Below are 22,544 nucleotides of genomic sequence, written 5' to 3'. Positions count from 1 at the left end.
ATGGATTTTAGCAAAAGGTCGCTATCTTTCAAAAAAAATCGCTGTGCATTTTCCTGTAAACATTCCTTTAGGCAAATCCTATATCCCCGTCCACCTTATTTGCGAAACGCTGGCTTATTTTGTTGGCTACCGGTATTATGTTTATTTACGAAAGCACAGCAAGGACCAGATAAGCGCTGAACACCGCTTGCTTATATTTATTGGGGCCGCTGTTGGTGCGCTCGTTGGCTCACACCTTGTCGGGGTATTCGAAAATCCATCGCTGCTATCGCGCTTCAGTTTAATTTACCTGTTAGGCAACAAAACAATAGTTGGCGGCATGTTGGGCGGTCTGATTGGCGTTGAGCTTACCAAAAAGCAAATTGGGGTAACCGTGTCCTCTGGCGATTTGATGGTTTACCCGCTTATTTTGGCGATGATAATCGGCCGCACGGGTTGTTTTTTAGCAGGACTTGAAGACGGGACCTATGGCACTGCATCAAATCTGCCGTGGGCAATTAATTTTGGTGATGGCATACGCAGGCACCCAACCAATTTATACGAGATAGTTTTTTGGATAATATTATGGGCGGTGCTGAAAATTTGCGAACGCAAATATCGTTTTACAGACGGCTCGAAATTTAAAATCTTCCTGGCTTCCTATTTGGTTTTCAGGTTTTTGGTTGAATTTATAAAGCCTGATTACTTTTTTGGCTTTGGCTTATCGGTAATTCAATTAGTTTGTATAGCCGGGATTTTGTATTATTATAAAGTATTTCTATACCCATCAAAACTGGTAAAACCTTATGCCTGAACGCCCGTACATTTATTATGATTTTACCTTAAGCATCTGTTCAACCTGCCTGCGCCGGGTTGATGCCAAGATAGTTTTTGAGGATGGCAAGGTTTTTATGCTGAAAACCTGCAGGCAACATGGTTTTGAAAAAGTGCTGATAGCCACCGATATTGAATATTATAAAAACTGTCGCAACTATGCCAAGCGCAGCGAAATGCCGCTGAAGTTTAACTCGAAAACACATTTTGGGTGCCCGTATGACTGCGGCCTTTGCCAGGACCATGAACAACACTCGTGCCTCACCGTGGTTGAGGTTACTGACAGGTGTAATTTAAGCTGCCCTACCTGTTATGCAATGTCATCGCCAACTTATGGCAGGCACCGTACCCTTGCCGAAATTGAGCAAATGCTGGACGTAATTGTTGAAAATGAAGGTCAGCCAGACGTAGTGCAGATAAGCGGGGGTGAGCCAACCGTGCACCCGCAGTTTTTTGAAATACTCGACATTGCCAAAACAAAGCCGATTAAACACCTTATGGTTAACACTAACGGAATACGGATTGCAAAGGATGAGGCTTTTGTACAACGGCTGGCAACCTACGCGCCTGATTTTGAAATCTACCTGCAGTTCGATTCGTTTAAGAAAGAGGCGCTGGAACAACTGCGCGGCGAAGATTTACGCGAAGTAAGACGCAAGGCAATAGAAAATCTGAATAGATATAACCTTTCGACCACCCTGGTGGTTACGCTGCAAAAAGGATTAAACACCGACGAAATAGGGCAGATAATTGAATACGCCCTGCAACAGCCTTGTGTACGTGGTGTAACCTTCCAGCCCACACAACAGGCTGGCCGGCTGGAGAATTTTAACCCTGCAACTGACAGGTACACCTTAACGGAAGTGCGCACTGCCATATTGGAACAAACGAATGTGTTTAATAAAAACGACCTTATTCCGGTGCCCTGCAACCCTGATGCTTTGGTAATGGGCTATGTATTAAAATTAGGCGGGCAGGTTTTTCCATTAACCCGCATGATAAACCCGGATGACCTGCTCGACAATTCAAAAAATACTATTGTTTACGAGCAGGACGAAAAACTAAAAATGCATTTGCTGAATATGTTCAGCACCGGTAATTCGGTGGATAAGGCCGGGGAGCATTTGAAATCGATAATGTGCTGCCTGCCGGATATTGATGCGCCCAATTTGCGCTATGATAATTTATTCAGGGTGATAATTATGCAGTTTATTGATGCGCAGAATTTCGACGTGCGGGCCATCAAAAAATCGTGCGTACATATCGTAAATAAGGATATGCAGATAATCCCGTTTGAAACCATGAATATTTTTTACCGGGATGATAAGATCGAATATTTAAACCAGTTACGAAACGAAATACCTGTATAATGGAAGACGAAGAAATAACGGAAGACAACCCATTTGCGGGTGGTGAGCAGCCAAATAACAAACAATCAAAAGATATGAGGGTTGTAGGGTACAATCTACTTGTATTTGTTGGTTATACTCTGATCTTAAAGTTTGCGGGCGAAGCGGGCCTTATACTCGACGGAATAATTTTAGTAATACATGTTTTTGTATGCATTATTTTAGCGATAGCGTACCGAAGCTGGCTTTGGTTTTTAAGCGGACTGATGATTTTGATAATAGGCGTTTCAACGTGCGCCTATCTTTTATCTTCTTTAAAAATTTAAATGGAGGAAAATACTCAGAATACAAAAATAATTATTGTTGCAATAAACCTCACCATACTTATTGCCTATACCATCTACTTTAGAACAAGTTCTACCAATTCGCTTACTATCATACTTGAGGCAGTTGCAATTGGCATTCATGTTATTACCTGTTTGCTGCTGGCAATTGTTGTTTACCGCAAAGAGTTTTTATTAAGCGCGCTGGTAGTTTTATTGATTGGATTTTCCAGTTGTTGGATGGTTTTCAGTTAACCCATCATCTCCGCCAAAACCCCCTCTTTTAATGAGTTTGCCGACATGGCAATTTCATCGACCCCAAGTTTTTCAATAATGAACCTTGCAAGTATTGAGGCGGTAACAATCATATCAACCCTAACGGGGATGATGTTTGAATTAGTTAAGCGTTGCTGATGGTTTGATAAAACAATACCTTCAATCACCGATAGCAGTGTTGTCTTGTCAATTGTATAATACCTCGTTTTTTTTAAGTCGAAAGAATGCCCTTTGCCTGTTTCGATAATTGCAGCGTACGATTCGAACACGCCCGATGAGCCGATAATGTTATTGATTTCGAACTTTGCCGCGGCAGAAAAAAAATCAGCCAGTGCATCCTGCAAATAAAAGTTTAACGCAGTGATTGATTCGGGTGGGATAGGGTCGTTCCGGTGGAAGCTGTCCATCAGGCGGGCGGCGCCTATTTCGAAGCTTTGCTTCCATTTAATTTCTTCGTTATTACAAATAATAAATTCAACGCTGCCTCCACCGATATCGACTATTACGGTATTCTTTCCTGATAGGCCGCCGCCGGCCTGTACACCTTGGTAAATGTAACCGGCTTCGGCATTGCCGTCAATAATCTCAATAGCTATATCCGTTTTGTTTTTTACCTGCTCAATAAACTCCTGCCCGTTTGATGCATTGCGCAGCGCCGAGGTAGCAATTGCCCTGACTTGTTGCACATTGTTATCGTCAACCAACTGCCGGTACCGCTTCATGCATGCAATGCCGCGTTCAAATGCGGCTGGTTGGATAAAACCTTTATTAATGCCACCCTCGCCAAGCTTTACGGCTTGTTGTTCGTGTACTATTTCGTGATAATCGGTACCGGTACCCCCGGCGATCAGCAAGTGAAACGTGTTGGTGCCAAGGTCCATAACGGCTACAGGTGTATTCATGCCTCTAAAATAAAAAATCCCTTAAATTGTTTAACACTTAAGGGATTTATATCGACAAATTGTTCATCCGCCATTTGGCGGAGGTTAGGGGGCTCTACTCTTTATAAAAAAACCATTTCACCAGTTCTTTGTAGCTTGCCTTTTTACCATACATTAATATCCCAACACGGTAAATGCGGGCAGCAATGTAGGTGGTGAACAAAAAGCCCAGTACCAGTAAAGCCATTGACAGGTATATTTGCCAGTCGGGAGGGCCAAACGGCATCCGCAACATCATGGCCACCGGCGACGTAAATGGTATAATTGACAGCCAAACAGCCAACGGGCTATCAGGCGCCCGGAACAATATAGTTACCGACAGCATGTAGGTAAACAATAACGGCAGCGTAATTGGGAACATAAACTGCTGTGTTTCGGTTTCACTATCAACTGCTGAACCAACTGCTGCAAACAACGCGCTGTAAAGAAGGTAGCCGGCGAGGAAATAGAATATAAAGCAGAACAAAACCTTGCCAACAGGGATGGTTTGCAGTACAGCAAGCGCACTCATCATACCACCCGATGATGAAAGGGAATGACCGAGTATTTTGGTTGAGATAACTGATAGTATTATCCACGCGCTAAACTGCGTGAGCCCCACCAGTCCTACACCTATAATTTTGCCAAGCATTAACTGAAAAGGCTTAACCGATGATATAATAACTTCGATAATGCGGCTTGTCTTTTCCTCAATCACACCGCGCATAACCTGTGCACCATAAATGAATAACGCCAGGTAAATTAATATGGCGCAGGCAATACCAACGCCGATATTGGCTCCTAAACTGGTCTTTTTATCGCCTGTTTCGGTTATTTCAACAGGGCTAAGCGATATGTTGCTTTTTATTGAGCGAAGAATTGCGGTGTCAATATGGTTTTTTAACATGCCATTGTTCATGGCGATATTGTTCATTTCGGCCTCAACCTTTTCAATAATGGTAATGCCGGGTTTCTTTTTGGAAGATATTTTAACTGCATCATTTTTAGTGTAATCAGCGGGTATCTGTAGGGCAGATATGTTTTCGTTCTTCAAAAGTTCAGCCTTCACCTCAGCGTACGATTGTTTGGTATATTCAAATTCCAGGTTTCTCTGGTTTTTAAATTTGCCGGCAAATTGCCCGCTTTCGTCTATCACTTTAACAACTTGTTTCTCGCCCAGTTCGTTGCTGTCCTTGGCCACCAATGCAATAACCGCGCCCATGGCTAAAATCAGCAAGGGCACTACAAATATCATTACGATAAACGATTTTTTCCTTACCCTGGTAAGGTATTCGCGCTGTATAATTAACAAAACTTTGTTCATGGCTTAGCGGATTAGGTTTACTTGTTCGATAAAAATTTCGTTCATACTCGGTATTACTTCCTGCAGCATATTGATGTGCACTTTTGGCAGCAGGTATTGCAGCACATCGTTCGAGGTGCTGTTCTCGGCAATCTTAATTTTGATAGTATTGTCGTTGTCGCTTCCCTCTTTCGCTTCCACAACTTCGAACGGTTGTTTCCCGTCAAAGGTCAAAGCCGTACCGTTATATTCTACCAGGTAGGTTGCGTTGCGATAGCTGTTGCGGATGCTCTTAACTGTCCCGTCCAATATTTTATGCGATTTATGTATCAGCGCAATCGAATCGCACAATTCCTCAACTGATTCCATCCGGTGGGTGGAGAACAGGATAGTTGCACCTTTTTTGTTGAGCGCTAATATTTCATCTTTAATTATCTCGGCGTTCACCGGGTCGAAGCCGCTGAAGGGTTCGTCTAAAATTATCAGGTCCGGCTCGTGTAATACGGTGGCGACAAACTGGGCTTTTTGCTGCATACCTTTTGACAATTCTTCGATCTTCTTTTTCCACCAGGTTTCCATGCCCAGCCTTTCGAACCATATTTTGAGGCGGCGCACGGCTTCATCACGGCTTAGGCCTTTAAGGCGGGCCAGGTAAATCATCTGTTCGCCAATCTCCATTTTTTTATAGAGGCCGCGCTCTTCAGGCAGGTAGCCTATGCGGTTAATATGCGATTGGTTGAGCTTTTCGCCATCAAAAAGGACTTCGCCGCTGTCGGGCGCTGTAATTTGGTTGATGATGCGGATAAGGGAGGTTTTGCCGGCGCCGTTTGGTCCCAGCAGACCGAAAACCTGGCCGCTTTTAACCTCGAGGCTTACATCGCTCAGCGCCCTGTGACCGGCGTATTGTTTTACAATATTGCGGATGCTTAACATATGAGAATGGTTTGTTTAGTTAATAATTATGGTTAAGATACGGGTTTGTTTAAAATGTTACACGATTTATGGATTTACAGGATTTACAGGATTATTTGTAAATATGTCTATGATGTTACGATTTGCCGGATCGAACGCCTATTGTTTCGGAAGCTAATTGTTGATACCTTTAACAATGCGCTGTATTAAACTTAATCAACTCAATCTAACTTAATACAACTCAATCAACTTCTATAAAAATGAAGCTTAAATCCGCCCTGTACGTTCTTTTTATTTGCTGCGCGATCAATGCTTTTTCGCAGACTAAGCCTGCCCGGGTGAATATTATTTTTGACAGCGATATGGGGCCTGATTATGACGATGTGGGTGCGATAACTATTTTGCACGCGCTGGCTGATAAAGGCGAGGCTAAAATACTGGCTACCATTGCCAGTACCAAATACGAGGGTGTGGCAGGTGTGCTTAACGTATTTAACACTTACTTTAACCGCCCCAATATCCCAATCGGCGTGCCCAAAGGCGATGCCCAGGACCTGCGCGACTTTCAGCACTGGACAGACACCTTGCTGGCAAAATATCCCCATAAAATAAAAACAAACGCTGAAGCGGCTGATGCAGTAACGCTTTACCGTAAAATATTGGCCCTACAGCCCGATAACAGCGTAACTATTGTTACGGTTGGCTTTTTAACCAACCTGTCTAATTTATTAAATACCACGGCTGATGGGTATTCGTCGTTAACAGGGAAAGAGTTGGTGAAAAGAAAGGTAAAACTGCTGGTATCTATGGGCGGAAAATTTCCATCGGGCTATGAGTTTAACATTATGAAAGATGCCCCGGCCTCCAAAAATGTATACGATAACTGGGGTACGCCGGTAATATTCAGCGGGTTTGAAATAGGGGTGAAGATTAAGGCCGGTTTACCGCTGATAGGTAATGCCTCTATAAAAAACTCGCCGGTAAAAGATGTGTTTAAGCTTTCTATCCCAATGGCTAAGGAAGATTCGCTGGGACGCTGTAGTTGGGACGAAACTGCTGTGCTAATTGCCATAAAAGGATACGGCCAATGGTACACGCTTCACAAAGGCAAAATAACGGTAGCCACGGATGGCAGCAATGGCTGGGATGAAGGCGGAACCAATCAAGCGTACATAATTGAAAAGGTGGATTATAAAGTGGTGCAGGATATAATCAATACATTGCTAATGCACCAGCCGGCCGGCAAAATCATCCATAGAAAAACGACCGGCAGTTCCCTGATGACTGGCTCAACCAGTGACAGGATAGCCAAAATTGAAGCGCTAAACCGGAAGATTGATAAGATAGAGGCGAATATTAACCGAAGAGAAAAGGAAATTGCGAGGGCGGAGAAGAGCAATTGAAGACTGTCAAGTGTTTATCACGAATCGTTCCTATGGAACGAAGAAATATCGCTTTGTTTTTCTACCGACGAAATGTTCCTATGGAACATGGAAGCAGCAATATTTGACACTTGACAATTTTTTGGTGTTCCGTAGGAACACTTCGTCGGTAGCCGCAAATTATCAAGTGTGCCCTGCGTTCCATCGGAACGCTTCGTGATAGCCCGCGTTTTCCAGGCGGGCGTGTGTGTTAAATTTAATTATTATATTTGTCGCAGTTAAAAAATATTGTAACGCCTTGAGCCATGTAATCTCATTAGCATATTAAATGTATAATGGCCTTCCCATCCTGGGGAGGTAAAGATTTCTATTTCCTTTTATTTAATTTAAAAAACATGGCTATTTCACAAAAATATGGTCGTACTTATCATTACCCGTTTTCGCCCGGAACAACCAGCGACGACAGAATTAAGCACGACTACTGGGAGCATCTTCAAAAGATTCCCAATTTAATTCATACCGAAAAACTTGATGGCGAAAATAATTGCCTGTCGAAATACGGCGTATTTGCGCGTTCGCACGCTGCACCAACAACATCTGCATGGAGCGAAAGCATACGGCGTTTTTGGCAATTAATTAAAAATGACTTAGGGTCGTTAGAGATTTTTGTCGAAAACCTTTACGCTATTCATTCAATTGAATACCGAAACCTAGAACATCATTTTTATGTGTTTGGTATCAGGGAGAACGACCGATGGCTGGGCTGGGACGAAACGAAATTTTATGCCGATATGATAGGCTTACCCGTTGTACCTGTGATAAGTACTTTGAAAACCCCGGCTGACCAAATTGTATTTGAAAAAGACTTTTTGGCATTAACGACAAGCAGGGGGACATTCGAGCCTTTTGATATACAAACCCAGGCGCCGGCAACCATTGAAGGAATTGTAACCCGGAACGCCGAAGGATACAGCGTTAACGACTTTGCTGATAATGTTTTTAAATATGTTAGAAAAGGACATGTGAAAACAGACCAGCATTGGACGCGCAACTGGAAGCGCGCGGGATTAATAAACGAAGGAGGTGGCTATGTGGACTTTAAGTGAGACTAAAGATTGGGCACACCTCGAAACTCGATTTGAGTGGGTTCAGCGAATGCAGACTGTACCGCAGGATTCATACTATCATGCTGAAGGTAACGTGGGCGTTCACGCGCAAATGGTATTAAGCGCGCTTGTGGTCGAAAATTCCTTTCAGCGCTTGGGCTTGCAGGAACAGGAAATACTTTGGGCGGCTGCTTTACTGCATGATGTCGAAAAATATAGCACCACAGTAATTGAATCAGATGGCAGAATCACATCGAACGGGCATGCACGGAAAGGAGCGATGACAGCAAGGCAGATACTTTACAGGGATGTGCCTGCACCGTTCGCCATACGCGAACAAGTTGTTGGCCTGGTACGGTATCATGGGTTGCCGATTTGGATATTCGAAAAACCAGATCCTTTGAAGGCGCTGATAATGGCAAGTATGGAAGTAAACACCGAATGGCTTGCTTTACTGGCCAAAGCAGATATGCTAGGCCGTGTCTGTAACGACCAGGATGAAATGCTATACAGGATCGATTGCTTTGAAGCGTATTGCCGTGAGCAAAATTGCTGGGGAACGCCCAGAGCATTTGAATCCGAAGATGCGTTAATGTATTACGCTAATCATGAAAATAGTGCTGTCGATTATGTTCCCTTTGAGCAAACTGCCGCAGAAGTAATTTTATTAAGCGGGCTTCCGGGCGCTGGTAAAAATACGTTTGTCAAAAAGCATTATCCTGATATGCCTGTAGTTTCGTTGGATGATATACGGGTTAAGAAAGGTATTTCGCCAACTGATAAAACAGGCAACGGCCAGGTAATACAGGAGGCAAAAGAACAGGCACGGGTGTTTTTAAGAAAAGGAGAGGGTTTTATCTGGAATGCCACTAACACAACCCGGCAAATGCGACTTCAACTAATAGATTTATTCTTAACCTACAAGGCCAAAGTTAAAATCGTTTATATCGAGGTGCCCTATCAGCATCTCCATAAACAAAACCGTGACCGCGAGGAAATGGTACCTAATGCGGTTATGGAAAAACTGATTGATAAACTCGAGGTGCCGGCCCGCTGGGAGGCACACGATGTAACTTACCACGTTGAATAATCAAAGGCCCAAAGTTAATCACAGCTTTGGGCTTCTTTTTAACGAAAAAAAAGAAAAATAGCCGTATTGATTTCCGTTTTTGCAAAGCTACTTAAATCCCCCCCCCTAAAACGTTGGGTGCTCCCCCAATCCCTTCAACCCAAACCTCAGCACCTCAATTGATTCCTTTTGCCGGGAAATTACCACATACATATAGTTCTTGTAAATAATGGTATGTGGGTAACCATATTGTCCGCCTTTCCATAGGCCCTCTTTTTTAAGATGATATGGTTCATCGGCTATAATGTAATTTTTATTGAATTTTTTGCCGTTAGTTGATAAGGACAGCACCAATGGGTTACGTTCGTAATGATGCAGGGTATCCGGTATGCCAACGTAGTAAAAGCGTTTATCAGGCAGGCGGCCAAAATGGAACTTGCTGTCATTGTCGGAAAAGGGGGTTTCTATTGGCCTGGACCATGATTCGCCATTATCCTTGCTTTCGGTTACCCACAACCGGCCCTTCCAGCCTTTGCCGGTAACACGCAATAACATGTGCAATATGATGTCGTCAGTCTGAAAAAAGGCACCCTCACAAAGTGGGGGTAAGCCAAGTTTTGCAGCCGGGGTATAAAAAGCGGCCGAATTATCTTGTTTATAAAGGGAGTCTGGGTAGGGACTGCTAATCTTCCAGCCAGATATTCCATAAGGATCATCGGTATAAGGGAATAAGAAATTACCGCTTATAATTAATCTTCCGTTTTTTGTTGGCTCGGGGCCGTGATTCGGGATCAGCGGTAGATGAAGATCAATGGGCTGGCTCCAATGCTCACCATCTTTACTCGTTTTTGCCCAAAGATGTGTGTTTTGCCGGTTGTGTGTGTATTCACCATAATAGGCCACCAGCGTTCCTTTATGTTGGTATAAACCGGCTGCAGTAAGTACCGTTAATGTGTCATTTATTTTTGTGGGTAATGCAAGCGGCGTTGCAGCAGACCAATGAAAGAAATCTGCCGAAGTTGCATAAACTACCCTTTGGCCTGGTGAATCTTCGTCAATTAACCCATCAGACCAAATGGCTATAAACTTACCTTTAAAATGAATAATGGACGGGTGATGGTTGTACAGCCAGTCTTTGCCCGGCGTATAGATCATCGACCGCTCAATTTTCAAATGCGCTATACCCGATTTTGTTTGATAGCTGTTACTAATGTCATTAGGTTGAGAGAAGCCAAAAGAACAACAAAACAGTAAAGCTACGGTAAATCTAAATTTGATATCGAAGTACATATTGCCGGATGTATCGCAATATAATAAATCATGCCAAACAAAAAGCCCAAAGTCAATAACAACTTTGGGCTTTCCCTTATCTATCTTTCGGTCTCTACTGACTTTTCCGACTTTCGGAATCCCTACTCAAAATACTCCTTCATCCGCTCGAAAAGACTTTTGTCGTTTTTGCCCGGAAAAGAGTTTACACTTTTAGGAACTATGTAGCTTTCGCTAGACTGAATGCTTCACAACTTAAGACTGACTTGTAGACTTTGATCATCTCTATTTTTAAGGAATTCAGCAACCCTTTTTAATATAAAAAGAATGGTTAGCGATTTAATGATGTCTAAAAATTGCAGATTATTGGTGTTCTCCAGAAAGGAGGAATTCCTGAATATCATCGGCACTATCATTTCTTTAAGAAATAAAATAAAAATACTTACACCAAATAATCTAAACGATAGTCCTATATGCGGGTTTTGAATTCTGAATATCTGGATAAATAAATAAGTAACTGTAAGGAATGTTAGCATTTCAAGTAAAAAGATATAGCCGCCTATGAATACCAAACCAGGCATAATGTCGTCTATAAGGTAAATAGTTTGTATGAAAGTATACATTATGAAAGCTATTACTATTGATTTCTTTTCATTAAAGGCAATCAATACCCTTGTTAAATAAAATAGGAGCAAAGCGAATAAAGTTTTCAATCCGATATCCAATGTAAAAAGCAATGTATATGTTCCTGATTCGCTACCATCTTTTATAAAAAGCGACGTTACAATAAGAAGCCCGTAAATAATTGTTAAAATTATTACAACCAGGTTTGTTTTTAGATTAACCTTCATAAAAATAAGTGCAGTTTTTTAAATAAGATTAAACTTAATAATTATAAACAAGAAAGCCTGAAATTATTAGAATTTCAGGCTTTCAGGCTTTCCTGCCTTTATTTTTTAACTTTCTCTAATTTTATCTTCCGGACTTTCGGCCTTTCCGACTTTCGGACTATGCCTTACTCAAAGTACTCTTTCATTCTTTCGAAGAAACTCTTTTCATTCTTGCCTGGGTTAGGCTTAAAATTCGGCGAGCTTTGCAGCTTTTCCAATAGCTCGCGCTCTTCGCGGCTAAGGGCCTTTGGTGTCCAGATGTTGATGTGTACCAGCTGGTCGCCGCGGCGGTAGGAGTTTACTTCGGGTACGCCTTTGCTTTTTAGACGGAGTATTTTGCCGCTCTGGGTTCCGGGGTCTAACTTTATTTTAACCTTGCCATCAATGGTTGGCACTTCAACACTGGTGCCGAGGGTGGCGTCTACAAAGTTTACGTGTAAATCGTATATTACATTGTTGCCGTCGCGCTTAAGGGTTTCGTGAGGGATTTCTTCAATCAGTATGATTAAGTCGCCCGGTACACCGCCGCGTGGGGCCGAGTTACCTTTGCCGCTCATGCTGAGCTGCATGCCTTCGCTTACGCCTGCAGGTATATTTATGCTGATGGTTTCTTCGCCGCGTACAACACCGTCACCATGACAAACGGTACATTTAGAAGTGATCGTTGAGCCTTCGCCGTTACAGGTAGGGCAGGTGCTGGTGGTTTGCATCTGGCCCAAAATAGTGTTGGTAACCCTGCGCACTGCGCCCTGGCCGCCACATGTTTTACAGGTTTGGAACGATGCTTTATCTTTTGCGCCGGTGCCGTCGCAGGTTTTACAGACAATCTGCTTGTTTACCTTTATCTTCTTCTCGGCGCCATTGGCTATTTCTTCAAGCGTCAGGCGTACTTTAATGCGCAGGTTGCTGCCGCGCTGAACACGCCTGCCGCCACCGCTGCTTTGCCTGCCACCGCCGCCAAAAAAGCCTTCGAACGGACTGCCGCCGCCAAATATATCGCCAAACTGGCTGAATATGTCGTTCATATCCATGCCGCCGCCGCCAAAACCGCCGCCGTTGGCCGAATGTGCATTGGCTGAGTGACCAAACTGGTCATAACGCTGACGTTTTTCGGGATTACTTAAAACCTCGTATGCCTCGGCCGCTTCCTTAAACTTATCTTCGGCAGCTTTGTCACCCTCATTTTTATCCGGGTGATATTTTATGGCCATTTTGCGATAAGCCTTTTTTATCTCATCTGCATCGGCACCTTTTGCTACGCCAAGCACATCGTAGTAATCTCTTTTAGACATGGGGGAATAATTATTGAATTACTGAATTAGTGATTGAGTGAGTTAAACCCAATTCCGATCCGATAATTCTTTTTTCAATATATGTTTAAATTAATTAGTGATTTAGCGAATTAACTGGTTGGCCAGTCACTAACTCACTAAATCACCAATTCACTAATTAACTTACGCTCCAACTATTACTTTTGCAAAACGCACTACCCTGTCATTCAACAAATAACCTTTTTCCATTTCGTCAACTACTTTGCCCTTCAGGTCGTCGGTAGGGGCTGGTATATTGGTGATGGCTTCCTGTAAATCAGGGTCGAAAGTGGTACCTATAGATTCCATTTCTTTCAGACCATGTTTGGTAAGCGCATTTTTTAATTTGTTCTGTATAAGCGCAACGCCTTCTTTAACCGGGGCAATATCGGTTGCAGTTTCCATCGCGCGCGACGCACGCTCAAAATCGTCCAGCACCGGCAGCAACGAAACAATAAGGTCTTTACCTTCCAATTTCCTGTCTTCCTCACGCTCTTTGATAGTACGCCTGCGGAAGTTATCAAACTCTGCATATAAGCGCAAGTATTTATCATTTGCAAGCGACAGTTCTTGTTTTAGCGTATCAACCGGCGAGGTTACATTTTCATCGGCCTGCTGATCTATATCCTGCTCGTTTTCATTCACAGTTGTATTTATTTCTTCGGTGTTCTCCACTGGTTCTTTCTTTTTTTTCTTCAACATGTCGTTAAAATTCATAGCTAGTAGTGCCAATCAAGTATCCTGCCATTGATGGAAAGCCGACATCGTGGCAGTCAGTTTGCAGTTTGCTGTGCGCAGTTGGCAGTATTTGGGAAAAGTTTGCAGTTGTCAGTTTGCAATTGGCAGTGTTTAGGAAAAGTTTACAGTTTGCCGTTTACAGTTTGCAGGCAACATCTACTGCAAACTAATAACAGTAGCGTTTCAGTTAAATGTTAACGTGGCTTGATGGAATCAAAGAATGCTTTAGCCCATCCAATATCATCCGGATTAACACCTGAAATAACGCACACGAGAATTTGATTTTTAGATTTCTTCGCCCCTTTCAACTTCCATCCATTGGTGTCTTCTATTACAGAGGGATCAACAGTATAAGCATCAATTGGAAAAAGATCATTACCGCTAACTGTGAGTACTGAAAAGTATATTACTTTGCTGCCGTCGTTGTTCACATATTGAACAGAATCAGGATTGTAAATCTTTTCGAAGCCTGGGATATCTTCAATATTCCAATTCGCAAGAATCGACTTTCCTTGGCTATTTCTTTTGAACCAATTAAACATAATTTCCTTTTGCTAATGGCGGGTTCCGCGGGGCTCTATCGTTTACCCATTGTAACGCCACGGATTGCAAATGTATTTTGGTCCGTAAATATCAAAACGAAGACATTACCCTAATAACTGCCAACTGAACTAAGCAATCTTTACGTCCTCCAACACTTTACCATTCTCGCATTTAATTATGCGCGATGGGAAAGTACGGATGATATGATAATCGTGCGTGGCAATTAACACCGCTGTGCCCGACTGGCTGATTTGTTTCAACAACAATACAATTTCTTCGGATGTGTCAGGGTCAAGGTTGCCAGTGGGTTCGTCGGCAAGCATTATTTCAGGATCGTTTAGCAGGGCGCGGGCTATTACAACGCGTTGCTGCTCGCCGCCTGACAACTCATGCGGCATTTTTTTAAGTTTTGAGCGCAGTCCCACTTTCTCCAAAACGTCGAGAGAGCGATCAGCAATAAGTTTTTTATCTGTCCAGCCGGTGGCACGCATCACAAACTCCAAATTCGCTTCAACAGAGCGGTCGGTTAGTAATTGAAAATCCTGGAAAACAATGCCCAGCTTGCGGCGCAGAAACGGAATTTCATTACTTTTAATATGGTTCAAATCATAGCCGCAAGCGTACCCCGAGCCGGTGTTAATGGTAACATCGCCATAAATAACTTTTAGCAGGCTGCTTTTGCCGGAACCTGTTTGTCCTATCAGCCAAACAAAATCGCCCTTATCAATATGCAAATTAACACCCGACAGTACCAGGTGAGCCTGCTGAAAAATATCAACGTTTTGCAGCTTTATAATTGAATTCATACTTTTTGTTTATTGGTGTAGTTGTTCAATGGTTCATTAGTTCAATTGTTCATTGGGCCCATCAGCAGGCCATATGGCTAAAATTGCCATCAACCACCAATGAACTAATGAACCAGTGAACTAATGAATATTCACAATTCCAGTTTAAGGATCTGCCCAAACGGCAAATCCTTAATTATATTCATAATGTATTCCGTCTTATCCTGGAGCCCCACCTTGTCCAGCGATTTATCAGGCCTGTCGACCCGAAAATAAGCCAGCAACGTAAACTTATCGTCCCTTAACTGTACGTAATCAGGTATTTTGGCAACGCCTTTAACTTTAATTATATACATTTTGTGGTCATTAAGTCATTAGGTCATTAGGTCATTATACCACTTAACAATGACTTAATGACGCAATGACCTAATGATAGGCGCTAAAGCGCTAACACTTCCTTAACCCGTTCTGCTGCTTCTTTAAGCAATATGGCCGAGTAAACTTTTAAGCCCGATTTGTCAATCAGTTCTTTGGCTTCAACAGCGTTGGTGCCTTGTAAACGAACGATAATTGGAACCGGGATATTGCCTATTTCATGGTAAGCGTCAATTACACCCTGGGCCACACGGTCGCAACGCACTATACCACCGAAAATGTTGATCAGGATTGCTTTTACGTTAGGATCTTTTAATATGATGTTGAAAGCTGCTTTTACAGTTTCGGCATTGGCAGTACCGCCAACGTCCAAAAAGTTAGCAGGCTCGCCGCCGGCGATCTTGATGATGTCCATGGTAGCCATGGCCAAGCCAGCGCCGTTAACCATACAGCCTACGTTACCGTCAAGCTTTACAAAGTTAAGGTTGCTTTTGCTAGCTTCAACTTCCATCGGGTCTTCTTCGGCCTCATCGCGCATGGCAGCGAAATCAGGATGGCGGAACAATCCGTTGTCGTCCAGGTTCACCTTGGCGTCAACAGCTAATATTTTGTTATCCGATGTTTTTAAAACCGGGTTAATTTCAAATTGAGAAGAATCGGTAGCATCATATGCTTTGTATAAAGATGTGATGAACTTCACCATATCCTTAAACGCATCGCCCGATAAACCTAAGTTGAAGGCAATTTTACGAGCCTGGAAGCCCTGCAGGCCAACTTTAGGATCAATTTCTTCTTTATGTATCAGGTGCGGGGTTGAGTGTGCAACTTCCTCGATATCCATACCGCCTTCGGTTGAGTACATGATAATGTTGCGGCCCTTTGCCCTGTCGAGCAAAACGCTTATATAAAATTCTTTGGTTTCACTTTCGCCGGGATAGTAAACGTCCTGTGCTACCAGTACCTTGCTCACCAGCTTGCCTTCGGGGCCGGTTTGCGGGGTAATCAGTTGCATGCCTAAAATATTGGTTGCTTTTTCTTTTACCTCGTCCAGGTTTTTTGCCAGCTTAACGCCGCCGCCTTTACCGCGGCCACCGGCATGTATCTGCGCTTTAATTACCACCCAGTCCGAGCCGTAATCTTCTTTCATTTTTTTCGCAGCTTCAACAGCCTGGTCAACGGTATCGGCAACAATGCCTTCCTGTACCCTAACGCCAAAGCTTTTTAGTATGGATTTACCCTGATATTCGTGAATATTCATGTTGTGTAAAGAATTTCCGGTAAAGTTAGGATTTTGTTTGAGATTAGTGATTAGAGGGCGGAGTTTAGAGGGTAGTTTTTTACTTTTTGGTGAGTAAAATTTTTGTTTGACGACTGCGATGTGAACCGGACACTTTATACCGGGTTAAAATGCCGTACTGAAGTCGCTGGATTAAAATCCAGCGCTACAACATGGGCCGAGGCTACGCCTCTTTAGATTTTCCATCGAACACGGGTTTTCGCTTCAAAACAGCTAAAAGAGCCATCGGCTCGATGCATTTTGTAGCGCCGGATTTTAATCCGGCGGAGATAAGATGAATATTTTTTCACCTAATCTCCAATCTCTAATCACTAATCTCTAAATTCGCCCATGCTCAAAGCTAAAAATATCCATAAAGCATACGGCCAGCTGCAAATACTAAAGGGCGTCGATTTTGAAGTTGGCGAAGGCGAAATTGTGACTATCGTGGGCGCATCCGGCGCGGGTAAAAGCACGCTGCTGAATATTTTAGGTACCTTGGACCGGCCCGACATCGGCAAAATTTATATTGATAATACTGAAGTGAGTGGCTTGAATAATAAAGATTTGAGCGCCTTTCGCAACCAGCGCTTAGGTTTTATCTTCCAGTTTCACCATTTGCTGGGCGAGTTTGATGCGATTGAAAATGTTTGTATCCCGGCATTTATTGCCGGAACACCCCGTAAAGATGCCGAAAAGCGCGCAACTGAACTGCTTGACCTGCTCGGCTTGGGCGACAGGCTGAACCACAAGCCAAACCAGCTATCTGGCGGCGAGCAGCAAAGGGTGGCGGTAGCCAGAGCGCTGATCAACAGTCCCTCGATTATTTTTGCTGATGAGCCTTCAGGAAATTTGGATTCGGCCAACTCTTTGGAACTGCATGAATTGTTTATCAGGCTGCGCAAAGAGTTTAACCAAACATTTGTTATTGTTACCCATAACCAGGACCTGGCTGATATGAGTGATCGCACGGTATCGATGAAGGATGGTTTAATAGTTCAGTAAGTTGATATGAATGTTTTGATAACTGCTGCCACATCTGCCGAAGCGCACCGGCTAAAAAACCAGCTTGCCGGTGATACGGTTATTTTAGGCGATTACCAGGAAATGCCGGCATTTATGCAAATTGTAAAGCTGCCAAAACCCGCATCATTATCATATGCGCATGAGATGCTGACTTTGTGTTTGGATAAAGAGATAGAGGTGGTTTATGCTTTAGGAGATGAAGAATATAGCAACCTTCGTATAGCCGGGCAATTGTTTACAGAATTTGGAATCGAATTAAAAGATATAAAAAACAAATAACCACGCGTCATTGCGAGGACCGAAGCAATCTCTACTAAGGACAGTCGAGGACCTTTTTTTTGTGGTGACCTTGAAACCGCATTTTGGTCACCACAAAGTTTTTGGTCCATTGATTAGCGAGTGCAGAGGTTGCTTTCCCGAATAAGTCGGGACAGGCTGTTCTTCGCAATGACGATGGGGGAGACCATCGACTATGAAACTACACACAATAAATACCGGCTTTTTTAAACTTGACGGCGGCGCCATGTTTGGCGTCGTGCCCAAAGCACTGTGGAGCAGGACCAACCCTGCCGACGAAAATAACCTGTGCACCTGGGCCATGCGCTGCCTGCTGGTTGAGGATGGCGGTAAATTAATTTTGATTGATACCGGAATCGGCAACAAACAGGATGAAAAGTTTTTTAGTCATTATTATTTGCACGGCGATGCTACGCTTGATAAATCGTTAGCCACGCTGGGTTTTCACCGCGATGATATTACTGATGTGTTTTTAACCCACCTGCATTTCGACCATGTGGGCGGGGCGGTAGTTAGGGATGGAGAAAAATTATTGCCGACTTTTAAAAACGCAACCTATTGGAGCAACGCACAGCACTGGGACTGGGCCGTTAATCCAAACGATCGCGAGAAAGCATCGTTTTTAAAAGAAAATATTTTACCGATACAGGAATGCGGGCAGCTTAAGTTTATTTCGACGGAAGACGGCGTAAAATTTAGCGATAATTTTAATGTAAGATTTGTTTACGGGCATACCGATGCCATGATGCTGCCGCTCATCAGCTACAAAGAAAAAAGCATTTTGTACATGGCTGATTTGCTGCCATCAACCGGGCACATACCGCTGCCTTATGTGATGGCTTATGACATGTTTCCGTTGACAACTTTACGCGAAAAAAAACTTTTTTTAACCGAAGCTGCGGAAAAAGAATATATTTTGTACCTTGAACACGACCCGGTGAATGAGTGTTGTACGCTTAAGAATACCGAAAAAGGGATAAAACTAAACGAAACTTTTAACCTGAATGATATATGAGAATTATGCGCCGCCAACCACAAAAACCGTGCAATAACACACATGAAATCAGTAAAATGTAAATATTTATTTTATTGAAGATTCCTGAAAATTTTCTATAACAATTTTATAGCTTTGCACGTTCATTTCTAAAAACAACACAATCGAGGTTAATAAATATAAATGAGACAACTCAAAATAACACAATCTATTACCAATCGTGAGTCGCAATCACTTGATAAATATCTGCACGAAATTGGTAAAGTTGACCTGATAACAGCCGAAGAAGAAGTAATTTTAGCTCAAAAAATACGGGAAGGTGACCAGGCGGCTTTAGAGCGCTTAACAAAAACCAACCTTCGTTTCGTGGTTTCGGTAGCTAAGCAATATCAAAACCAGGGACTTACCCTTGGCGATTTAATAAACGAAGGTAACTTAGGTTTGATAAAAGCTGCAAAGCGTTTTGACGAAACCAAAGGTTTTAAATTTATATCATACGCCGTTTGGTGGATCCGTCAGTCGATATTGCAGGCTATTGCCGAGCAGTCGCGTATAGTGCGTTTACCGCTAAACCAGGTAGGCTCGTTAAGTAAAATAAGCAAAGCATTTTCAAAACTAGAGCAGGAATTTGAGCGCGAACCATCGCCCGAAGAACTTGCTGATATGCTGGAAACCACTGTCGACAAAATATCAGACACGCTAAGCAACTCTGGGCGCCATGTATCAATGGATGCACCGTTTGTACAGGGTGAAGAAAATACTTTATTGGATGTACTGGAAAACCAGGAGCCAAATACCGACTCGATATTAATCAACGAATCGTTATCCGAAGAAATAAAACGTTCGCTGTCGACGCTTACTGAGCGCGAGCGCGAAATCATCGTTCTGTTCTTTGGGTTAGGTACCAATCACCCATTATCCCTGGAAGAAATTGGCGAGAAGTTTAACCTTACCCGCGAACGTGTTCGCCAGATAAAGGATAAGGCGCTGCAGCGTTTACGCCATACTTCAAGAAGCAAAATCCTGAAATCGTATCTGGGATAATTTAGGAGTCAAGAATCAAGATAAAAAAAGCTGGGAGAAATTCCGGCTTTTTTGTTTTTATTTTAAGGCGAATCATTGTAGAGACGCAATGTTTTGCGTCTCCTGCTGCCAGGTAATCAGAATTTTGGAAACGGTCGACCTGTATGGCGGGAGACGCGAAGCATCGCGTCTCTACGAAAAATTCCTTTTTTACTGTCAGTTAACCATTTATCCACAATAAATTATATTTTTATAGGTTGCATACATCAAGTTTTGTTGTAACCCAATGCACCGGATTTTATACACTGTATTCTTAGTTGGTTTCATGTGTGCTTTCGCTTTCCGGCTTAAGGCGCAAACCTGTACAGGCAGTTTGGGTGCACCGGTAATTAACGAAACTTTTGGGCATGGCACCGTGTTTGATGGCGGATCACCACTTCCGGCAGGTGTTACCGATTTAACATATGTTTATGGCCCTGGCTGCGGGGGAAATGATGGCACGTATGCTATTTTACAGCGGATGGGCTCCTCATGTAAAGGTGGCACATGGCAGGCTGTGGCAAAAGACCATACGGGTTTGGTAACAGGGGAGGACTTTGGTTACATGATGGTGATTAACGCCACCATTGACCCGAGCCTATTTTTTACCTATAAGGTGGATGGCAGTAAACTTTGTCCCAATACTACCTATCAGTTTGCCGCCTGGATAATGAATATACTGCGCCCGCTGCCGCAAACCCAGGGTTACTCGAGGCCGAATATTACTTTCAGGATTGAAAAAACGGATGGCACATTAGTAAAACAATATGAAACGGGCGACATATTAGAAAGCGAAGAACCAACCTGGGTTCAGTATGGCACTTTTTTTACCAGCCCATCGGATGGGTCGGACCTGGTGGTTAAGATGATTAATAATGGCGCAGGTGGTAACGGGAACGACCTGGCGCTGGATGATATCACCTTTAGTGCCTGCGGTCCGCTGATACAAACGGGGTTTACAACAATTGGTAACATCGACACAAAAAGCACCTGCCAGAATGACAACCTGGACTATACCTTGGTAGCGCAGCAAAGCGGCTACGATAACCCTGACTATAAATGGCAACAGAATTTAAATGACGGTAACGGCTGGGTTGATATCCCGGGGGCAATAAGTTTAACAGTAAACGTTACCCTCCCGAACGCTGCGGCAGGTAAATATCAATACAGGATAGGCATATTAAACAAGGCAACGATCGGCGCGGAGCAATGCCGCATTTATTCCGACCCGCTTACCGTTAATGTTTACCCGCCGCCCGATGTAGGGGTGGCGGCAAATACCAGCGCCTGCGAAGGGCAGCCGGTACAGCTACGGGCGTCGGGCGCCGAAACTTATTTATGGACAGGACCGAATAATTATATATCAGCAGAAAACAGCCCTGTTGTTACCCAAACCGCCAGCCTGGCCGATGAGGGTGTATATACCCTTAGGGCAACAAAAAATAACTGCCCATTTTTCACGTCGACCACTGTTAAGGTCTTCGCGGCGCCATCTGTTCAGCAAATAAGCGATGCGCAGGTTTGCCAGGGCGATGCAGTGCAGCTTACCGCAACCGGTAATAATATCACGCACTACAAATGGGAGCCTTCAACCGGGCTCGACCATGACGATATTGCCAACCCAATGGCAAGCCCATCGGTAACCACGCTTTATACGGTAACCGTAAGCAACGATGGCTGCAGTTTACAGCCTACCGCACAACTAACGGTTAAAGTGCTGCTAAAGCCGGTTGCCGATGCCGGCAAGGCGTTGAGAATGTTCGACGGGCAAACCGTGAAATTAAGCGGGATAGCAGCCGGGGGCAATATTTCGGTACATTGGACACCGTCGGATTACCTTGATGACGCAAACTCTTTAACACCAACTTGTAAATCGCCGGTTGATATTACCTACACGCTGCATGTTGTATCGGGTGTTAGCTGCGGTGAGGCCACCAGTACCGTGTTTGTGCGGGTTTATAAAGTGCTTGCAGCGGTGAACAGCTTTTCGCCAAACGGCGATGGCATCAACGATAATTGGTTTATCAAAAACGCCGATAATTACCCAAAAGCCGAGTTTAACGTTTACAACCGCTACGGGCAGTTAGTTTACCACAGTGTGGGCTACAGCAAACCCTGGGACGGCAATGCGAATGGGAGCCGGCTACCCGCAGGTACGTATTATTATATTGTCGATTTTAAGGATGATTATGTGCCGAAACAATCGGGCTGGGTGTTATTGGTGAGGTAGGGGGAAAGGAAGCCCAACGTCTTAAGTTAATATGAGTTCGATATAAGAATTGGTACACCACAAACTCTTACTTAGCCCCACCTAAACGGCGCGGCCCTCATGTAATAATCCTCTCCAAAAGAGAGGACTTGAGCTTCGCTCTCCGGAAATTCCTTTTCAAAACCCTCTCCTTTGGAGAGGTGGCCGTTGCGCAACTAAGCTAGCCAATAAGGGCTTGCAAATAAAGTTCTTTGAAATATTGATTAAAACATTGATTATTAGTATATTAGCGCATGCAAGGAAAGAAAACACATCAA

23 protein-coding genes are annotated in these 22,544 nt (G+C 43.5%); 12 read left to right on the top strand and 11 right to left on the bottom strand.

What is annotated here, in order from left to right; translation table 11 throughout:
- The first annotated feature begins 43 nt into the window (after positions 1–43).
- The 4 genes from NAF19_RS21330 to NAF19_RS21315 are packed head-to-tail and all read left to right on the top strand — an operon-like array spanning position 44 to position 2,740.
- Entirely contained in the window at positions 44–793 is a 750-nt protein-coding gene (locus tag NAF19_RS21330; protein WP_252792368.1) for a prolipoprotein diacylglyceryl transferase, read from the top strand.
- Entirely contained in the window at positions 786–2,183 is a 1,398-nt protein-coding gene (locus NAF19_RS21325; RefSeq protein ID WP_252792367.1) for a radical SAM protein, read from the top strand. The genes NAF19_RS21330 and NAF19_RS21325 overlap by 8 nt, the downstream gene beginning before the upstream one ends.
- The gene (locus NAF19_RS21320) at positions 2,183–2,488 is read left to right on the top strand and encodes a hypothetical protein (RefSeq protein WP_252792366.1); all 306 of its coding nucleotides are present in this window, start codon (positions 2,183–2,185) and stop codon (positions 2,486–2,488) included. Before NAF19_RS21325 ends, NAF19_RS21320 begins: the two co-directional genes overlap by 1 nt.
- Positions 2,489–2,740, top strand: a complete 252-nt coding sequence (locus NAF19_RS21315; RefSeq protein WP_252792365.1) for a hypothetical protein — start codon at positions 2,489–2,491, stop codon at positions 2,738–2,740.
- On the opposite strand, the gene NAF19_RS21310 is transcribed toward NAF19_RS21315, so the two are convergent.
- The 3 genes from NAF19_RS21310 to NAF19_RS21300 form a co-directional block, all read right to left on the bottom strand.
- Positions 2,737–3,663, bottom strand: a complete 927-nt coding sequence (locus NAF19_RS21310; RefSeq protein WP_252792364.1) for a Ppx/GppA phosphatase family protein — start codon at positions 3,661–3,663, stop codon at positions 2,737–2,739. The two genes, NAF19_RS21315 and NAF19_RS21310, sit on opposite strands and share 4 nt — an antisense overlap.
- Before the next feature lie 94 nt (positions 3,664–3,757).
- Positions 3,758–5,005 carry an ABC transporter permease gene (locus NAF19_RS21305; RefSeq protein ID WP_252792363.1) on the bottom strand — a complete coding sequence of 416 codons (1,248 nt, stop codon included), beginning with the start codon at positions 5,003–5,005 and terminating at the stop codon, positions 3,758–3,760.
- A 3-nt stretch (positions 5,006–5,008) separates the two neighbouring features.
- Positions 5,009–5,917: an ABC transporter ATP-binding protein gene (locus NAF19_RS21300; RefSeq protein ID WP_252792362.1), complete on the bottom strand. Its 909-nt coding sequence runs from the start codon at positions 5,915–5,917 to the stop codon at positions 5,009–5,011.
- A 239-nt stretch (positions 5,918–6,156) separates the two neighbouring features.
- On the opposite strand from NAF19_RS21300, the gene NAF19_RS21295 reads away from it, so the two are divergent.
- The 3 genes from NAF19_RS21295 to NAF19_RS21285 all read left to right on the top strand — a co-directional run bounded on the left by NAF19_RS21295 (position 6,157) and on the right by NAF19_RS21285 (position 9,474).
- Positions 6,157–7,299 (top strand): nucleoside hydrolase, encoded by a 1,143-nt coding sequence (locus NAF19_RS21295; protein WP_252792361.1) that lies wholly within the window; start codon positions 6,157–6,159, stop codon positions 7,297–7,299.
- 374 nt (positions 7,300–7,673) lie between these two features.
- Positions 7,674–8,384, top strand: coding sequence for an RNA ligase family protein (locus NAF19_RS21290; protein ID WP_252792360.1), 711 nt, complete (start codon positions 7,674–7,676; stop codon positions 8,382–8,384).
- Positions 8,385–8,433: 49 nt separating this feature from the next.
- The gene (locus NAF19_RS21285; RefSeq protein WP_252792359.1) at positions 8,434–9,474 is read left to right on the top strand and encodes an AAA family ATPase; all 1,041 of its coding nucleotides are present in this window, start codon (positions 8,434–8,436) and stop codon (positions 9,472–9,474) included.
- A gap of 105 nt (positions 9,475–9,579) precedes the next feature.
- On the opposite strand, the gene NAF19_RS21280 is transcribed toward NAF19_RS21285, so the two are convergent.
- From NAF19_RS21280 to sucC, 8 genes are all read right to left on the bottom strand, one after another.
- Positions 9,580–10,743, bottom strand: a complete 1,164-nt coding sequence (locus NAF19_RS21280; RefSeq protein WP_252792358.1) for an exo-alpha-sialidase — start codon at positions 10,741–10,743, stop codon at positions 9,580–9,582.
- A gap of 227 nt (positions 10,744–10,970) precedes the next feature.
- Complete coding sequence (locus NAF19_RS21275; RefSeq protein WP_252792357.1) at positions 10,971–11,573, bottom strand: hypothetical protein; 603 nt, start codon at positions 11,571–11,573, stop codon at positions 10,971–10,973.
- Between the two features lie 164 nt (positions 11,574–11,737).
- The gene (dnaJ, locus tag NAF19_RS21270) at positions 11,738–12,904 is read right to left on the bottom strand and encodes a molecular chaperone DnaJ (RefSeq protein ID WP_252792356.1); all 1,167 of its coding nucleotides are present in this window, start codon (positions 12,902–12,904) and stop codon (positions 11,738–11,740) included.
- Positions 12,905–13,066: 162 nt separating this feature from the next.
- Positions 13,067–13,639, bottom strand: coding sequence for a nucleotide exchange factor GrpE (locus NAF19_RS21265; protein ID WP_252792355.1), 573 nt, complete (start codon positions 13,637–13,639; stop codon positions 13,067–13,069).
- A gap of 215 nt (positions 13,640–13,854) precedes the next feature.
- Positions 13,855–14,202 carry a hypothetical protein gene (locus NAF19_RS21260; protein WP_252792354.1) on the bottom strand — a complete coding sequence of 116 codons (348 nt, stop codon included), beginning with the start codon at positions 14,200–14,202 and terminating at the stop codon, positions 13,855–13,857.
- A 129-nt stretch (positions 14,203–14,331) separates the two neighbouring features.
- Positions 14,332–15,009 (bottom strand): cell division ATP-binding protein FtsE, encoded by a 678-nt coding sequence (locus NAF19_RS21255; protein WP_252792353.1) that lies wholly within the window; start codon positions 15,007–15,009, stop codon positions 14,332–14,334.
- A gap of 131 nt (positions 15,010–15,140) precedes the next feature.
- Positions 15,141–15,344 (bottom strand): fructose-6-phosphate aldolase, encoded by a 204-nt coding sequence (locus NAF19_RS21250; RefSeq protein ID WP_094572917.1) that lies wholly within the window; start codon positions 15,342–15,344, stop codon positions 15,141–15,143.
- An 83-nt stretch (positions 15,345–15,427) separates the two neighbouring features.
- Complete coding sequence (sucC, locus tag NAF19_RS21245) at positions 15,428–16,621, bottom strand: ADP-forming succinate--CoA ligase subunit beta (RefSeq protein WP_252792352.1); 1,194 nt, start codon at positions 16,619–16,621, stop codon at positions 15,428–15,430.
- A gap of 369 nt (positions 16,622–16,990) precedes the next feature.
- Here sucC and NAF19_RS21240 point away from each other — a divergent pair, with 369 nt between their 5' ends.
- The 5 genes from NAF19_RS21240 to NAF19_RS21220 all read left to right on the top strand — a co-directional run bounded on the left by NAF19_RS21240 (position 16,991) and on the right by NAF19_RS21220 (position 22,248).
- Complete coding sequence (locus NAF19_RS21240) at positions 16,991–17,644, top strand: ABC transporter ATP-binding protein (protein WP_252792351.1); 654 nt, start codon at positions 16,991–16,993, stop codon at positions 17,642–17,644.
- 6 nt (positions 17,645–17,650) lie between these two features.
- Entirely contained in the window at positions 17,651–17,944 is a 294-nt protein-coding gene (locus tag NAF19_RS21235) for a hypothetical protein (RefSeq protein ID WP_252792350.1), read from the top strand.
- Between the two features lie 193 nt (positions 17,945–18,137).
- Positions 18,138–18,977 (top strand): MBL fold metallo-hydrolase, encoded by an 840-nt coding sequence (locus NAF19_RS21230; protein ID WP_252792349.1) that lies wholly within the window; start codon positions 18,138–18,140, stop codon positions 18,975–18,977.
- 162 nt (positions 18,978–19,139) lie between these two features.
- Positions 19,140–20,000, top strand: a complete 861-nt coding sequence (locus tag NAF19_RS21225) for a sigma-70 family RNA polymerase sigma factor (protein WP_073404581.1) — start codon at positions 19,140–19,142, stop codon at positions 19,998–20,000.
- Positions 20,001–20,265: 265 nt separating this feature from the next.
- The gene (locus NAF19_RS21220; protein WP_252792348.1) at positions 20,266–22,248 is read left to right on the top strand and encodes a T9SS type B sorting domain-containing protein; all 1,983 of its coding nucleotides are present in this window, start codon (positions 20,266–20,268) and stop codon (positions 22,246–22,248) included.
- The last annotated feature ends 296 nt before the right edge of the window (positions 22,249–22,544 follow it).

Source organism: Mucilaginibacter flavidus (assembly GCF_024055575.1).
Taxonomy (GTDB): domain Bacteria; phylum Bacteroidota; class Bacteroidia; order Sphingobacteriales; family Sphingobacteriaceae; genus Mucilaginibacter; species Mucilaginibacter flavidus.
This window is presented reverse-complemented; position numbering and strand designations above follow the sequence as displayed.

Coding starts and splice junctions, on each gene's coding strand:
- NAF19_RS21325 (WP_252792367.1), top strand. CDS start 786: ATGCCTGAACGCCCGTACATTTATTATGATTTTACCTTAAGCATCTGT.
- NAF19_RS21320 (WP_252792366.1), top strand. CDS start 2,183: ATGGAAGACGAAGAAATAACGGAAGACAACCCATTTGCGGGTGGTGAG.
- NAF19_RS21315 (WP_252792365.1), top strand. CDS start 2,489: ATGGAGGAAAATACTCAGAATACAAAAATAATTATTGTTGCAATAAAC.
- NAF19_RS21310 (WP_252792364.1), bottom strand. CDS start 3,663: ATGAATACACCTGTAGCCGTTATGGACCTTGGCACCAACACGTTTCAC.
- NAF19_RS21305 (WP_252792363.1), bottom strand. CDS start 5,005: ATGAACAAAGTTTTGTTAATTATACAGCGCGAATACCTTACCAGGGTA.
- NAF19_RS21300 (WP_252792362.1), bottom strand. CDS start 5,917: ATGTTAAGCATCCGCAATATTGTAAAACAATACGCCGGTCACAGGGCG.
- NAF19_RS21295 (WP_252792361.1), top strand. CDS start 6,157: ATGAAGCTTAAATCCGCCCTGTACGTTCTTTTTATTTGCTGCGCGATC.
- NAF19_RS21290 (WP_252792360.1), top strand. CDS start 7,674: ATGGCTATTTCACAAAAATATGGTCGTACTTATCATTACCCGTTTTCG.
- NAF19_RS21285 (WP_252792359.1), top strand. CDS start 8,434: ATGCAGACTGTACCGCAGGATTCATACTATCATGCTGAAGGTAACGTG.
- NAF19_RS21280 (WP_252792358.1), bottom strand. CDS start 10,743: ATGTACTTCGATATCAAATTTAGATTTACCGTAGCTTTACTGTTTTGT.
- NAF19_RS21275 (WP_252792357.1), bottom strand. CDS start 11,573: ATGAAGGTTAATCTAAAAACAAACCTGGTTGTAATAATTTTAACAATT.
- dnaJ (WP_252792356.1), bottom strand. CDS start 12,904: ATGTCTAAAAGAGATTACTACGATGTGCTTGGCGTAGCAAAAGGTGCC.
- NAF19_RS21265 (WP_252792355.1), bottom strand. CDS start 13,639: ATGAATTTTAACGACATGTTGAAGAAAAAAAAGAAAGAACCAGTGGAG.
- NAF19_RS21260 (WP_252792354.1), bottom strand. CDS start 14,202: ATGTTTAATTGGTTCAAAAGAAATAGCCAAGGAAAGTCGATTCTTGCG.
- NAF19_RS21255 (WP_252792353.1), bottom strand. CDS start 15,009: ATGAATTCAATTATAAAGCTGCAAAACGTTGATATTTTTCAGCAGGCT.
- NAF19_RS21250 (WP_094572917.1), bottom strand. CDS start 15,344: ATGTATATAATTAAAGTTAAAGGCGTTGCCAAAATACCTGATTACGTA.
- sucC (WP_252792352.1), bottom strand. CDS start 16,621: ATGAATATTCACGAATATCAGGGTAAATCCATACTAAAAAGCTTTGGC.
- NAF19_RS21240 (WP_252792351.1), top strand. CDS start 16,991: ATGCTCAAAGCTAAAAATATCCATAAAGCATACGGCCAGCTGCAAATA.
- NAF19_RS21235 (WP_252792350.1), top strand. CDS start 17,651: ATGAATGTTTTGATAACTGCTGCCACATCTGCCGAAGCGCACCGGCTA.
- NAF19_RS21230 (WP_252792349.1), top strand. CDS start 18,138: ATGAAACTACACACAATAAATACCGGCTTTTTTAAACTTGACGGCGGC.
- NAF19_RS21225 (WP_073404581.1), top strand. CDS start 19,140: ATGAGACAACTCAAAATAACACAATCTATTACCAATCGTGAGTCGCAA.
- NAF19_RS21220 (WP_252792348.1), top strand. CDS start 20,266: ATGCACCGGATTTTATACACTGTATTCTTAGTTGGTTTCATGTGTGCT.